The sequence below is a fragment of the Carnobacterium sp. genome, from assembly GCF_045617425.1.
In the GTDB taxonomy this organism is placed as follows: Bacteria; Bacillota; Bacilli; order Lactobacillales; family Carnobacteriaceae; genus Carnobacterium_B.
Genome location: NZ_JAZLIO010000022.1, coordinates 66,719 through 81,320, shown reverse-complemented (window position 1 = coordinate 81,320; position 14,602 = coordinate 66,719). Strand labels below are relative to the sequence as shown.

The 14,602-nt window shown below is 34.4% G+C and carries 14 protein-coding genes; all 14 read left to right on the top strand.

The window, feature by feature from the left end; translation table 11 throughout:
* The first annotated feature begins 13 nt into the window (after positions 1-13).
* Complete coding sequence (murD, locus tag ACKI3H_RS11535) at positions 14-1,399, top strand: UDP-N-acetylmuramoyl-L-alanine--D-glutamate ligase (protein WP_407372393.1); 1,386 nt, start codon at positions 14-16, stop codon at positions 1,397-1,399.
* A 20-nt stretch (positions 1,400-1,419) separates the two neighbouring features.
* On the top strand, positions 1,420-2,523 hold the full coding sequence (gene murG, locus ACKI3H_RS11530; protein ID WP_407372392.1) for an undecaprenyldiphospho-muramoylpentapeptide beta-N-acetylglucosaminyltransferase: 1,104 nt from the start codon (positions 1,420-1,422) through the stop codon (positions 2,521-2,523).
* Between the two features lie 23 nt (positions 2,524-2,546).
* Entirely contained in the window at positions 2,547-3,479 is a 933-nt protein-coding gene (locus ACKI3H_RS11525) for a cell division protein FtsQ/DivIB (protein ID WP_407372391.1), read from the top strand.
* 135 nt (positions 3,480-3,614) lie between these two features.
* Positions 3,615-4,946: a cell division protein FtsA gene (ftsA, locus tag ACKI3H_RS11520; RefSeq protein ID WP_407372390.1), complete on the top strand. Its 1,332-nt coding sequence runs from the start codon at positions 3,615-3,617 to the stop codon at positions 4,944-4,946.
* A 36-nt stretch (positions 4,947-4,982) separates the two neighbouring features.
* Entirely contained in the window at positions 4,983-6,242 is a 1,260-nt protein-coding gene (gene ftsZ / locus ACKI3H_RS11515; RefSeq protein WP_407372389.1) for a cell division protein FtsZ, read from the top strand.
* A 2-nt stretch (positions 6,243-6,244) separates the two neighbouring features.
* Positions 6,245-6,919: a YggS family pyridoxal phosphate-dependent enzyme gene (locus ACKI3H_RS11510; RefSeq protein ID WP_407372388.1), complete on the top strand. Its 675-nt coding sequence runs from the start codon at positions 6,245-6,247 to the stop codon at positions 6,917-6,919.
* Positions 6,920-6,968: 49 nt separating this feature from the next.
* Positions 6,969-7,454 (top strand): cell division protein SepF, encoded by a 486-nt coding sequence (locus ACKI3H_RS11505; RefSeq protein ID WP_407372387.1) that lies wholly within the window; start codon positions 6,969-6,971, stop codon positions 7,452-7,454.
* Between the two features lie 21 nt (positions 7,455-7,475).
* Positions 7,476-7,763 carry a YggT family protein gene (locus ACKI3H_RS11500; protein ID WP_407372386.1) on the top strand — a complete coding sequence of 96 codons (288 nt, stop codon included), beginning with the start codon at positions 7,476-7,478 and terminating at the stop codon, positions 7,761-7,763.
* Between the two features lie 20 nt (positions 7,764-7,783).
* Entirely contained in the window at positions 7,784-8,566 is a 783-nt protein-coding gene (locus ACKI3H_RS11495; RefSeq protein ID WP_407372385.1) for an RNA-binding protein, read from the top strand.
* 83 nt (positions 8,567-8,649) lie between these two features.
* A complete protein-coding gene (locus ACKI3H_RS11490) occupies positions 8,650-9,336 on the top strand; it encodes a DivIVA domain-containing protein (RefSeq protein WP_407372384.1) in 687 nt (228 codons plus the stop codon).
* 345 nt (positions 9,337-9,681) lie between these two features.
* Entirely contained in the window at positions 9,682-12,471 is a 2,790-nt protein-coding gene (ileS, locus tag ACKI3H_RS11485; RefSeq protein ID WP_407372383.1) for an isoleucine--tRNA ligase, read from the top strand.
* Positions 12,472-12,596: 125 nt separating this feature from the next.
* Positions 12,597-13,589: a diaminopimelate epimerase gene (gene dapF / locus ACKI3H_RS11480; protein ID WP_407372382.1), complete on the top strand. Its 993-nt coding sequence runs from the start codon at positions 12,597-12,599 to the stop codon at positions 13,587-13,589.
* Between the two features lie 152 nt (positions 13,590-13,741).
* Positions 13,742-13,942, top strand: a complete 201-nt coding sequence (gene cspD / locus ACKI3H_RS11475) for a cold-shock protein CspD (RefSeq protein WP_035022210.1) — start codon at positions 13,742-13,744, stop codon at positions 13,940-13,942.
* A 183-nt stretch (positions 13,943-14,125) separates the two neighbouring features.
* Positions 14,126-14,596, top strand: coding sequence for a MarR family winged helix-turn-helix transcriptional regulator (locus tag ACKI3H_RS11470; protein ID WP_407372381.1), 471 nt, complete (start codon positions 14,126-14,128; stop codon positions 14,594-14,596).
* The last annotated feature ends 6 nt before the right edge of the window (positions 14,597-14,602 follow it).

The following is a 14,602-nucleotide window of genomic DNA, read 5'->3' as shown; positions in this document are numbered from 1 at the left end:
AAGAGGTTTAGATATGAAAAAAATAAAACGCTATGAACATAAAAAAGTATTGGTTTTAGGACTCGCTCTAAGTGGAGTAAATGCAGCTAAACTCCTTCATTCGTTAGGTGCACTAGTAACCGTTAATGATTATAAAAATTTTGATGAAAATCCTCAGGCTCAAGAATTATTAGAATCTGGTATACGAGTAGTTACAGGAGGACATCCCGTTGAGCTATTAGACGAAGATTTTGAATGGGTCGTGAAAAATCCGGGTATTATGTATAACAATCCTATCATTATGAAAGCTGTGGAAAAAGGCATACCTGTCATTACAGAAGTCGAATTAGCTTATGAAGTAGCTGAAAGTATGATCATTGGTATTACAGGTACAAATGGAAAAACAACTACTACAACTATGATAGCAGAGTTGTTAAATGCCGGGCGTTCTCAAGGTCATGCTTATGTGGCTGGAAATATTGGAACTCCTGCAAGTCTTGTAGCTCAAAAAGCAACAAGCAATGATGAGATTATAATGGAATTATCTAGTTTTCAATTAATGGGAATAACTGAACTAAGACCGCATATTGCGGTCATAACAAATATTTATTCCGCTCATTTAGATTACCACGGAACAAGAGAAGAGTATGTGGCAGCTAAGATGAGTATTACTAAGAATCAAACTGAAGAAGATTATTTGATTGTCAACTGGGATCAACCTGAACTAAGAGAATTGTCTCAACAAAGTAAAGCCACTATTGTGCCTTTTTCAAGAAAAGAAATCATAGAAACAGGAGTGTATTTGCAAGACGATGTGATCTATTATCAAGGGGAGCCCGTAATGGCTAAGGAAACTATTTTGATTCCTGGTGATCATAATGTTGAGAATGCAATGGCAGCTATTGCAGTTGCTAAGTTGATGAATCAAGAAAATGGCGTAATCCGGACGAGTTTAGAACAGTTTACGGGTGTCAAACACCGAACTCAATTTGTAAGAGAGTGGAATGAACGTCGCTTTTATAATGATTCAAAAGCCACGAATACGTTAGCAACAGAAAATGCATTAAAAGGTTTTGATGTTCCTGTTATTTTACTAGCTGGTGGTTTAGATCGAGGAAACAATTTTGATGAATTGATTCCAGTAATGAATAAAAAAGTAAAAGCTTTAATTGTTTTTGGAGAAACGGCAATGAAATTAAGTGAAACGGGTACTGAAGCTGGAATTCCATCGATTATATCTGTTCAAAATGTTGAAGCGGCTGTGCCGGTTGCTTATGAGCTAAGTGAGCCAAACGATGTCATTTTATTATCGCCTGCTTGTGCAAGTTGGGACCAGTACCGAAGTTTTGAGGTTCGTGGCGATGCCTTTATTCATTCCGTTGAACAATTAGTAGAAGAAGCAACAGAAGAGGAGGAATAGGCCTTTTGGTCTAGCAGCCGATGAAAATTTTATTATCTGGTGGTGGAACTGGAGGACATGTCTATCCAGCACTCGCACTTATGCATCGTATACAAGAACTAAATCCAACTGCAGAATTTTTGTATGTTGGAACTGAAAAAGGGTTAGAAAATAGAATTGTAAAAGAATATGGGATACCTTTTGCTTCTGTAGAAATAAAAGGATTCAAACGTTCATTGTCTCTTGATACAGTTAAAACGATAAGAATGTTTATCAGTAGTATAAATCAAGCTAAAAAAATTATTAAGAACTTCCAACCTGATATCGTTATTGGGACTGGTGGGTATGTATGTGCACCGATAGTATACGCGGCATCAAAATTAGGTGTTCCTAGTATTATCCACGAACAAAATAGCGTTGCAGGTATAACGAATAAATTTCTTGCACGGTATGTAACTAAAATTGCAATTTGTTTTGAAGAAGTACGAAATGATTTTGCTAAATATCCTGGAAAAGTTTGTTTTACGGGTAATCCAAGAGCACAAGAAGTAAGTAATGTACAAAAAAAAGCGGCTTTAGAAGAGTACAATTTAGATTCTGAGAAACCAACTGTCTTAATTTTCGGTGGTAGTAGAGGAGCCAAAAGGATTAATGATGCTTTTGTTGAATCCCTACCTTTATTAGCGAATAAAGATTATCAAGTATTGATGGCTACAGGAGATGTTCATTTTGAAACGATTCAAAGTCAGTTAACAAAAATCAAGAATGAGAAATTTAATGTTTCTGTAGTATCCTACATTTCGAATATGCCAGAAGTCTTCTCGACGGTTTCTTTGGTTGTTTCAAGAAGTGGAGCTACAACGTTAGCAGAACTTACAGCACTCGGATTACCAAGTGTCTTGATTCCTAGTCCTTATGTGACCAACGATCACCAAACAAAAAATGCAGAGAGTTTAGTAAATAAAAATGCTGCAAAATTAATCAATGAATCCGAATTAACTGGTGAAAAGTTAGCCCAAACATTGGATGATTTGATGCTAAACCAAAATTTGCGTCAAGAAATGGCAAGAAATGCTAAAAAAATGGGCATGCCAGATGCGTCAGATAGAATAATTGAAGTAATCAATAAAATTGTGAAAAAATAACTTTTATAAAGGAGGATAGGTGCATGAGAAAACAGAATAACAAAAAAAAACCTGTAACTAACCTGCATCTTTCTTCTTTAAAGAAGGGAGAACATAAAAAAGAAACGGCAGATAGCGATAGGCAAGCTGCATTTCAAAGAAAAAAATCATTAGAGCATACATTACCAAAATTAAAAAAACAACGTCAAAAAAAACTTTTCACACGATTAATCACACTTATTTTATTATTTTCATTTGCAATTTTGATAGTTGTGTATTTTATAAGTCCCTTAAGCAAAGTAGATATCGTTTCTGTTAGTGGTGCAAAAGAAGTAGCTGATCAAGAAATAATTGATGAAAGTGGTATTAAATCTGGAGGTAATCTCTGGGAAATATTCTTTGAAAGAAATAAAATTTCTGGAAAAGTTGTATCTGAATTACCACAAGTTAAATCTATGGAAATTGTTTTAGATGGTTTGAATGACTACACTTTGGAAATCGAAGAGTATGAGACTGTTGCTTATTTAGTTAAAGACAATGAATACTACAATATCCTTGAAAATGGGAAAATTGTAAATGAAAGTAGAAAAGTATCTATTGGAAATCCACCAATTTTCAAAGAATTTGAAGAAAACAAAGCGTTAAAGGAAATGATTGTTCAGTACCAATCACTAAATGAAAATATCCAAAACAGTATTTCAGAAGTCCAGTATACGCCTAGTAAGGTTGATGATTACCTTATTAAATTGTATATGAATGATGGGAATGAAGTAATTGCTTCGATACCTTCTTTTGCAGAAAAAATGATTTATTATCCTGATATGGTAAAAAAAGTGGGCGACCAAAAAGGAACAATAAATATTGAAGTTGGGGCTTATTTTTCTCCATTTAAGTATAGTGAGGATAAAAATGAAGAGTCAAACGGAGCTTCTGATGAAAACGGTGTTGAACTCGTTCCAGAAGAAGAAGCTCAATAAAAAAATGGAATAAAAAGTTTTTTATCTAAACAGAAAAAAATCCTGAAATACTTCGTAAATTGGTAACGCTTATGTTAAAATTGGTAATAACTATAGGTTTTAACTTAAAATAATGATATAGGAGGTTTCAATGAATTGAGGAATACTGAAATGTATGTAAGTCTAGATATTGGAACCACTTCAATAAAAGTAGTTGTAGCTGAATATATAAACGGTCAAATGAATATTATTGGAGTAGGAAATGAAAAGTCTGAAGGCTTAAACCGTGGAATTATCGTAGATATTGATAAAACGGTACAATCGATTAACAAAGCAATTAAACAAGCAGAGCAAAAAGCAAATGTAAATATTCATAACGTTATTGTAGGAATTCCAAGTACATCTGTCGAAATAGAAGCATGTCATGGAATGATAGCAGTATCAGGAGAAAATCGTGAGATCACTGAAGCAGACGTCCAAAATGTTTTGGCAGCAGCAATGGTAAAATCGGTTCCTCCAGAAAGAGAAATCTTAACCATTTTACCAGAAGAATTTATTGTTGATGGATTTGACGGCATCAAAGATCCGAGAGGAATGATTGGTGTTCGTTTAGAAATGCATGCTATTATGTTAACTGGACCAAAAACTATCTTACATAACACAAAACGTTGTGTGGAAAAAGCTGGTTTACAAATTCAAAACATCGTCTTACAATCTTTGGCGGCAAGCAGTGTAGCTATGTCTAGCGGCGAAAGAGATTTTGGTACAATATTGCTTGATTTGGGAGGCGGACAAACAACGGCTTCAGTTATGCATGATCACCAGTTGAAATACACATATGTAGATCAAGAGGGTGGAGATTACGTAACGAAAGATATTTCTGTTGTTTTAAACACCACCATTGAAAGTGCAGAAAGAATAAAACGCGATTATGGATATGCTTTGCCAGAAGAAACTTCTCAAGAAGAAACTTTTCCAGTAGAAGTGATTGGCAAAAGCCAGCCGGTAAAAATTGATGAGCGTTATCTGTCAGAAATTATTGAAGCTCGGATGGTCCAGATTTTTGAAAAAGTGAAATCTGAATTAGATAAGGTCGGAGCAAGAGATTTGCCTGGTGGAATGATTTTAACGGGTGGTGCTGCAGCCTTACCTGGTGCAGTAGAGCTTGCTGAAGATATGTTTGAAATTCCAGTAAAACTCTATATTCCTCATCAAATGGGTCTGCGTTATCCAGCATTTACTACTGGTATAGGCTTGATTCAATATGAAGCTAACTTAGATGATATTCATCAAATTATAAAAGAATATCAATTAGGTGTTACCAAAAAAGAAGAGACTTCTTATAATGCTAAACTAGAAACCTTTTCAGAAAATAATGAGATCAGTTCTTTAGAATATGAAAAAGAAAAACCAATTAAGAAAGAAAAGAAAAAAGAAGACAAGTGGAGTAATAAGGCAAAAAGCTTTATCTCAAATTTTTTTGATTAAATAGAATACATTCAGATTGTAGTAGGAGGAAATGGAATGGACTTAGAATTTGACACAAATCCAGCTAATGGAGCGATAATTAAAGTAATTGGTGTTGGTGGAGCTGGAAATAATGCTGTTAACCGAATGATTGATGAAAATGTACAAGGTGTAGAATTTATTGTAGCGAATACTGATTTACAAGCGTTGGCAGGTTCAAATGCAGAAGTGAAAATTCAGCTTGGGCCAAAATTAACACGTGGTCTAGGAGCAGGAGCAAATCCTGAAATTGGTCGTAAAGCAGCAGAAGAAAGTGAAGAACAAATTGCTGAATCATTACGTGGAGCCGATATGATTTTCGTAACTGCTGGTATGGGTGGTGGAACAGGTACTGGTGCTGCACCTATCGTAGCTCGTATTGCTAAAGAACAAGGTGCTTTAACAGTTGGAGTAATCACTAGGCCCTTTACTTTTGAGGGACCTAAACGTGGACGTTTTGCTGCTGAAGGTGTAGCACAAATGAAAGAGCACGTTGATACTCTTGTCATCATTTCAAATAATCGTTTATTAGAAATTGTTGATAAAAAGACACCAATGCTTGAAGCCTTCCATGAAGCTGATAATGTTTTACGCCAAGGTGTACAAGGGATTTCAGATTTAATCACTGCACCTGGATATGTAAACTTAGATTTTGCTGATGTAAAAACAGTTATGGAAAATCAAGGATCAGCATTAATGGGTATTGGTATGGCAAGTGGTGAAAATCGGACAGTTGAAGCTACTAAAAAAGCTATTTCATCTCCATTGCTAGAAGTCTCCATTGATGGAGCAGAATCTGTATTGTTAAATATTACAGGTGGATCTGACTTAACATTATTCGAAGCACAAGATGCTTCAGATATCGTTTCTGCAGCGTCTACTACGGAAGTGAATATTATATTTGGTACTTCTATTAATGAAAACCTAGGTGATGAAGTTATTGTGACGGTTATTGCAACAGGTATCGATACAAATAAAGCAAAAGAAGCGAAACCACAAACAAGTGAAAGAAATCGAAACAGTTCCACTCAAAGAATTGTACCTGAAACATCATCTTTACAATCTGATCAAACAAAAGATCCTTTTGGTGACTGGGACATTCGTCGCGAACCTAGTCTACGTGATCAAAGAACTAAATCACAATCGAATGAGTTGGATCAACAAAATGAAAAACCTGACTTTGACATTTTTAAACGAGAAGAAAAGCAAGAACAAGAGAGTCGTCAAGAAGAAGATAATCTTGATACACCTCCATTCTTTAGAAGACGCCGTAAATAAAAATGAGTTCTGTTAAAGAAAATTGTCAAGAAATTGAACGTAAGTTAGGTTTGTCATTGAAAAAAGTCAATCGAGAACGTTCTAGTTTACAAGTTGTTGCAGTGACTAAAAGCGTTTCTAGTGAACAGGCTATTGCTGTAATTGAAGAAGGCTATACACATCTGGCAGAAAATCGACCTGAAGGGTTGGAAGCAAAACTGGAAGAACTAAATGTCCCTCAATTGGTTTGGCATTATATTGGAAATCTACAAACAAGAAAAGTAAAAAAAGTAATCAATAAAATTGATTACTTTCATGCTCTGGATCGTTTGGCATTAGCTGAAGAAATTGAAAAAAGAGCACAAAAAAGAATTTCTTGTTTTGTTCAAGTAAATGTGACAGGTGAAGTTTCCAAGAGTGGTGTAAGCCCGGATGAGCTTGATGAATTTATTGGCAGCCTTTCACAGTATTCAAAGATAAAAGTAGTTGGTTTAATGACTATGGCGCCTCTAAATGCTGAGGAGACAGTTGTTCGCGCGGCTTTTGCTCATCTGAGGAATTTACAACAGACCATTCAGAAAAAAGTATTCTCTCATGCACCATGTACAGAACTTAGTATGGGAATGAGCAAAGACTACACCATTGCTGCTGAAGAAGGAGCAACTTTTATTCGAATCGGAACGTCTTTTTTTGAATAAGAATCAATTTCAATATTGAAGGAAATTGATTTAAAAAGGAGGACTTTAAATGAGTATGTTAACTAATTTATCTCAATTCTTTGGTTTAAGCGATGAAGAAGAATTCGAATTAGAAACTGCAGCTGACAACCAAGAAAATGAATCATCAAAAGTAGAAAAAAGTGAAACTAAGCGAGAATTAAAAAATCAACGAGCTTTTAATACACGTCGTGAGCCAGCAACAACAAATAAAGTTGTTGCACTGAAAAATCCAGATATTCCTTACCAATCTAAAATTGTTGTATTTGAACCTAGAGTTTATTCTGAAGTTCAAGAAATTGCAGATTTACTGCTTAGCAATCAATCTGTCATTTTAAATTTCACTCGTATTGAAGAAGATCAAGCTAAAAGAATCGTTGATTTTTTAACTGGAACAATCTATGCTATAAGTGGAGATATTCAACGTATTGGTGAAGAAATTTTCTTATGTACACCTAAGAATGTTGAAATTGATGGTGCATTATCAGATGTTATGCAAGAAAAAGATTTTTATTAAAGAAATGAGGAAAAATTAATAGTGGCTTATTTTATATCTTTACTTTACACGATACTTTCTAGAGCCTTAGATATCTACTCTACTCTGATTATCGTATATATCTTAATGTCTTGGTTTCCTGGAGCGTATCAATCAAAGTTTGGGCGCATATTAGCATCTATTTGCGAACCGTATTTAAACTTCTTTAGACGGTTTATTCCACCAATTGGAATGATTAGTTTTTCAGGAATTGTAGCTTTAATTGTTTTAAATTTAGCTAAAAGTGGATTATTTTCACTATTTCAGCTAATTATGAGGATTTTGTATTAATTGAAGGAGGTATTTTTCTTATGATTGAAAATGTCTATCAACATTTTAGAAAAGAAGAGCAATCCTTTATTGATACAGTTATTGGTTGGATAAGAAATGTTGAAGACCAATACACTCCTTATTTGACAAATTTTTTAGATCCCCGTCAACTGCACATCGTAAAAACAATCATTGGGAAAAATAGTGAGATTACTATACATTCTTTTGGAGGATATGAAGCAGCAGAGAGAGTGAGAGCTTTCATCTGCCCTTCATACTTTACTCCAAAGCAAGATGATTTTGGAATAGCGATTTTTGAAATCCGTTACCCTATAAAATTTGCATCGTTGTCACATGGAAAAGTTTTAGGGACTTTACTTTCAACTGGACTAAAAAGAGATTATTTCGGGGATATCATTTCGGATGGTACACGTTGGCAAGTATTTGTCGAAAATGCAACGAAAAGTTATGTGGAACAGCAAGTTATTAGTATTGGGAAAGTTGCAGTCCGTATGGAAGAAAGAGACTATACCGACATTTTAGTTCCTATAGATAATTGGACGATTGAAAGTCAAACAGTTTCATCTATGCGTTTGGATACGTTGGTTTCTAGCGTGTTTAAAATATCTAGACAACGTGCTAAACAGATGATCGAATCAGGAAAAGTGAAGTTGAATTGGGTTGAATCAACTCGACCGGATTTTGAAATTGGGTTGTTAGATATTGTTTCAGTTCGAGGATATGGACGACTACAAGTTCAAGAAATTGAAGGCAAAACTAAAAAAGATAAATGGCGTTTGCAGTTAGGTGTATTATATAAATAACTGCTAACTCATTTACTTGTAGGTTAGTTTATGATAATTTAGTACTAAAGCACGTAAAAATTAAAAAAATGGAGGTGTCTTATATGGTGTTGACTCCCTTAGATATACATAACAAAGAGTTCCCTGTCAAGATGCGAGGCTACGATCAAGATCAAGTAAACGATTATTTAGATCAAATCATTAAGGACTACGAAATGGTTTTAAAAGAAAAACGTGAATTAGAAAAAAACTTGCAATTTTCTGAAGAAAAAGTTGGGCACTTCAACAATCTTCAGGACGCTTTAAATAAATCGATTATTGTTGCTCAGGATGCAGCCGATAGATTAAAAGAAAATGCGGCCAAAGAAGCAAATATTATTCGTTTAGAAGCTGAAAAAAATGCAGATCGTTTGTTGGATGAAGCAGTTTCTAAAGCTAGAAAAATTACGACTGAGACAGATGAATTGAAAAAACAAAGTAGAGTTTTTAAACAACGTCTGCAAATTATGATAGAATCTCAATTAGAAATGGTTAAAAATTCAGAATGGGACGATTTGTTAAGACCTGCTGAAGAAGAAACCCTCAACATTCCTACATTAAAGGAAATTTTAGCAAGTGTTAATCAGCCAGAAGAAGTTGTGAGTTCTGATGTTGAATCTAATGATGAAACAATTGAAGAGAATAATTCTGAGAAATTGACGGTAGTTAGTACCAATGAAGTAGAAAATAATGATATACAAGAACAACCTTCATTAGAAGGCACTTTGCCAGCTATTGAATTGCCTAAATAAGTAAAATCAGTGAATGGAACAGAAAAACACTAGAACACTAAATTAAGCGAGTTAGAGATAGTGAAAGCCTAACAGTCCCTTCTAGTCGTCAGATCCTCCATGAGTGTTAATTTGAACTTGAGTAAAATTAACCGGTTAATTGACGTTATACAATTACTTAAGAGAAGGAAAAGGTATAAATTTTTTCTTCTAAATTTGGGTGGTACCACGAAGATTTCGTCCCTCTAGGGATGAAGTCTTTTTTTATTGATAAGATTAGTTGCAATTGACAAATCTCAGTTGTATGATGAGCATGTCGTTTTGGAACTAAAGAGATAAATTATAACAAATGAGGGGTAGATCTTAATGAAAATGAAAGAAACTTTACAATTAGGTAAAACAAAATTTCCCATGCGTGGAAATTTACCAGTACGTGAGCTAGAATGGCAAAAAAACTGGGAAGAATTAGATATTTACGGACAAAGACAAAAAATCAATGAGGGCAAGCCAACTTTCGTATTACATGATGGCCCACCGTATGCAAATGGGAACATCCATATTGGACATGCCTTAAATAAAATCAGTAAAGATATCATTGTACGTTACAAATCAATGTCTGGATTCAGATCTCCTTACGTGCCAGGTTGGGACACTCATGGTCTGCCAATTGAACAAGCTTTAACAAATAAGGGTGTTAAACGTAAAGAAATGAGCCTTGCAGAATTCCGTAAATTATGTGAAGAATATGCTTGGGAGCAAGTAAATAAGCAAAAAGAAGATTTTAAGCGTTTAGGTGTAGCTGGAGAATGGGATCATCCATACGTAACATTAACGAAAGAATATGAAGAAGCACAAATTCGCGTGTTTGGGAAAATGGCCGAAAAGGGTTATATCTATAAAGGTTTAAAACCCATTTATTGGTCTCCATCTAGTGAATCTGCACTTGCAGAAGCAGAAATTGAATACAAAGACGTTAAATCAGCAAGTATTTATGTAGGTTTTAAAGTTGTTGATGGAAAAGGTCTGATCGATGAAGATACTTCTTTTGTTATTTGGACAACTACGCCATGGACTATCCCTTCAAATCTTGCGATTACTGTCCACCCAGAATATGACTATTCTGTTGTAGTTGCAGACGATAAGAAATACGTTTTAGCAAAAGACTTGATTGATGCTGTCGCAGAAGAAATTGGGTGGAATCAAGTTGAAACGATTAAAGAAATAAAAGGTAAAGACTTGGAGTTCATGACGGCTCAACACCCAATGTATGACCGAACTTCTCTTTTGATTTTAGGGGACCATGTAACTCTTGAAGCTGGTACTGGACTTGTTCATACAGCTCCGGGTCATGGGGATGATGACTTTATTGTAGGACAAAAATACAAATTAAGTGTTTTATCACCAGTTGATGATAAAGGTTGTTTTACAGATGAAGCGCCAGGTTTAGAAGGTATTTTTTATAATGATGGAAATAAAGTCATTACTGAGTGGTTGGAAAAAGAGGGAGCACTATTGAAATTAAACTTCTTTACTCATAGTTACCCACATGACTGGAGAACTAAGAAACCGGTTATTTTCCGTGCAACACCTCAGTGGTTTGCTTCTATTGATCAATTCCGTGGAGATATTTTAGAAGCTGTTGAAGGCGTTGAATGGGTTCAAAAATGGGGTATGCAACGTTTGTATAACATGGTCCGCGATCGAGGCGATTGGGTTATTTCACGTCAACGTGCTTGGGGAGTTCCTTTACCAATTTTCTATGGTGAAAATGGAGAAGCTATTATAACACCGGAAACAATTGAACACGTAGCAGCTCTATTTGGGGAGTTTGGTTCAAATATTTGGTTTGAACGTGAAGCTAAAGATTTACTCCCAGAAGGATTCACTCATCCCTCAAGTCCAAATAATCAATTTACAAAAGAAACAGACATTATGGATGTATGGTTTGATTCTGGTTCATCTCATGAAGCTGTACTAAGAGCTAGAGAAAACTTAACTTTCCCAGCGGATATGTATCTTGAAGGTTCAGATCAATACCGTGGTTGGTTTAATTCAAGCATTACGACCAGTGTAGCTATCAATGGAGTAGCACCTTATAAAACAGTTCTCTCTCAAGGAATGGTTTTAGATGGAGATGGCCGTAAGATGAGTAAATCTCTTGGAAATACGATTGCACCAAGTAAAGTTATCAAACAAATGGGAGCCGACATTGTGCGTCTATGGGTTTCTAGTGTAGATACACAAGCAGATGTGCGTGTGAGTGATGAAATTTTAAAACAAGTTTCTGAAGTTTACCGCAAAATTCGTAATACTATGCGTTTCTTATTGGCTAATACCGCTGACTACAATCCTTCAACAAACAAAGTAGCGTTTAATGATTTAAGATCTGTAGACAAATACCTAATGATTCGTTTGAATCAATTGGTAGAAAAAGCAGAAGGGCATTATGATAACTATGAATTTTCTTCTATCTATCAATTAATTAATAACTTCTGTACAGTGGACTTGTCTCAATTCTATTTAGACTTTGCTAAAGATGTTGTCTATATTGAAGCTGAGGATGCTTATGAACGCCGTGCTATGCAAACAGTGTTCTATGAAGTATTAGTAAAAATTACAAAACTTATAACACCGATTCTTCCACATACTGCTGAAGAAATTTGGTCATTCTTAAGTGAAACCGATGAGTTCGTTCAATTAACGGATATGCCAGTTGTTGATCGTTATGAAAATGAAGCTGAACTATTAGACATGTGGGATGCTTTTATGGATATTCGCGATGTGGTTCAAAAAGCTCTTGAAGAAGCACGTAATGAAAAAATCATTGGAAAATCTTTTGAAGCAAAAGTAACTCTTTACCCTACAGAACAAACAAAAGACTTGTTTGTTTCGTTAAATAGTAATTTAGCACAATTATTAATTGTTTCTAATTTAGAAATAGCAGAGTCGATTGAAGATGCACCTAGTCATGCGGTTCATTCAGATTCTGTAGCGGTTGTAGTAGAACATGCTCATGGAGAAACTTGCGAAAGATGTCGCGCTATCAAGGAAGATGTAGGTTCTAATGAAAATGCACCAACTCTTTGTGCTCGCTGTGCAGCAATCGTTGAAGAACATTTTCCAGAAGCTTTAGTACCTGAAGCTGAAGAAGAATAAACTTGTTATAAAATAAGGAAGTGAGGCAAAAGTCTCACTTCCTTATTTTGATACTTTATATTTTTTATTGTAATCTATAAATGAAATGGTAAAATATGTTAAGGAAAAAAGGAGGTACAATTATAATGCAAGTAGACTTAATTAAAGTTCATGGATCAGAAAACGAATTTTTTATTTTAGATGAAACATTGCTCGAAAGAACATTAACACAAGATGAACTTGTATCTCTGACTAAAATCATTACAGATCGTAACACAGGGCTTCTAAAGGGAGCTGACGGAGTTCTTTTAGTAGGGACAACGAATCATAAAGAAACAGATGGAAGTATGAGAGTAATCAATTATGATGGTAGTGAAGCCAGTATGTGTGGCAATGGATTGAGAACGGTTGCGCGTTATCTTTCTGAAAAAAATAAAAAAAATGAGTTTGTAGTTGAAACAATGCATGCTGACCTACACGTAAAAAAAGCAGAAGAGTTAGGAAAAGATATTCAAACTTTTCAAGTTGAGATTTCACCAGTATCTTTTAATGTAGATGATTTGCCATTCAATTGGTCATCAGAAAAATTTATTGATCAAGCATTACCAGAACTAGCTACTAATTTACGTTTTTCTGCGGTTGCAGTGCCAAATCCTCATTTGATTAGTTTTGTTGATCATGAAACATTATACAGCTCACAATTTGAGGAGCTTGCAACCTATTTGAATGGAAAAAATCCTTATTTTCCTGACGGAGTAAATGTTAGCTTTGTAGAAGTATTGGATAAACAATCACTATTTGTTCGTACTTTTGAAAGAGGAGTAGGCTTTACAAATGCTTGCGGGACTGCAATGGCAGCGAGCAGTTTAATGTATGTGTTATTAAAAAATGGTCAGTTTGAAGAAAAAATTCAAGTGATTAATCCTGGGGGAATGGTTCAAACAGTTGTTCACAAAAATGAAGATGGAACCTACTGGATGGACTTAATTGGAAATGCAACGTATTTAAATAAACTGTCTATATCCCTAGAAGATATTTTAACTCATAATCTAAATAATTATGCCCAAATAACTCTAGATGAAAATGAAAACTACCATAATTTTTTAAAAGAAATTGAGATTGATTCAAAAAAAAAATAGATAGGAATGTCTATTTTAAAGCAAAGTAAACCCTTGCGAAAATAAAAACACTGAGTTATAATAATTTTGCAATCGATTTTATTTTTTTTGAAAGACATTAAGTCATAAAAGAGAATCAATTGCAAAATGACTAATCGGAGGTACAGCGAATTATGGAAAAAGGAACAGTAAAATGGTTTAATGCAGAAAAAGGTTTTGGTTTTATTGAGGTTGAAGGCGGAGACGACGTGTTTGTACACTTTAGTGCAATTACAGGTGATGGTTTCAAATCATTAGAAGAAGGACAAGCAGTTGAATTTGAGATTGTTGAAGGAAATCGTGGAGCACAAGCTGCAAATGTTGTAAAACTTTAATTTAATTCAATTAATCGTAGTACCAGCAGATTAAAATTCTGTTGGTACTTTTTTATTGTATAAGTAAGTAGTAAACAACAATTTTTTGTTGACTTTAAGTTAGTGATGAGATATTATAGTTAGCGTGCTAACTATAATTCGTTCTATCTGTAAATTTCTAACAAGGTTATCCGAAAGAATGAGGTGAGAATAATTTTTTTTGATGAGGGAAGTAATGAAAAAGAAATTGGAATGGAAATACGTAAATTAGTAAATTTTATACACCGAAATGTCGATTCTTTTAAAAAAGAGGATGAAAAATACCCTATCACCAAGATGCATGGAATGATTATTGGTTTTTTAAATAATGCAAAAGATGAGGATGTATTTCAAAAAGATATTGAAAAAAAATTTTCTATGCGTCGTTCAACTACTTCAAAGATGTTGAAAAGTATGGAAGATAAAGGCTTGATTGAGCGTATTTCTATTGAGAAAGACGCACGAGTAAAAAAGTTACAATTATCCGAAAAAGGTCAAAGCTTAGTTGAAGAAGTAACAAAAGAATACCAAAGAATTGAAAATTTATTGATTGAAGGCTTAACAGAAGAAGAGCTTGATCAATTTTTTAAAACAATCCACAAAATGCAACAAAATATGTTGAAAGATATAGAGTAAGAATCA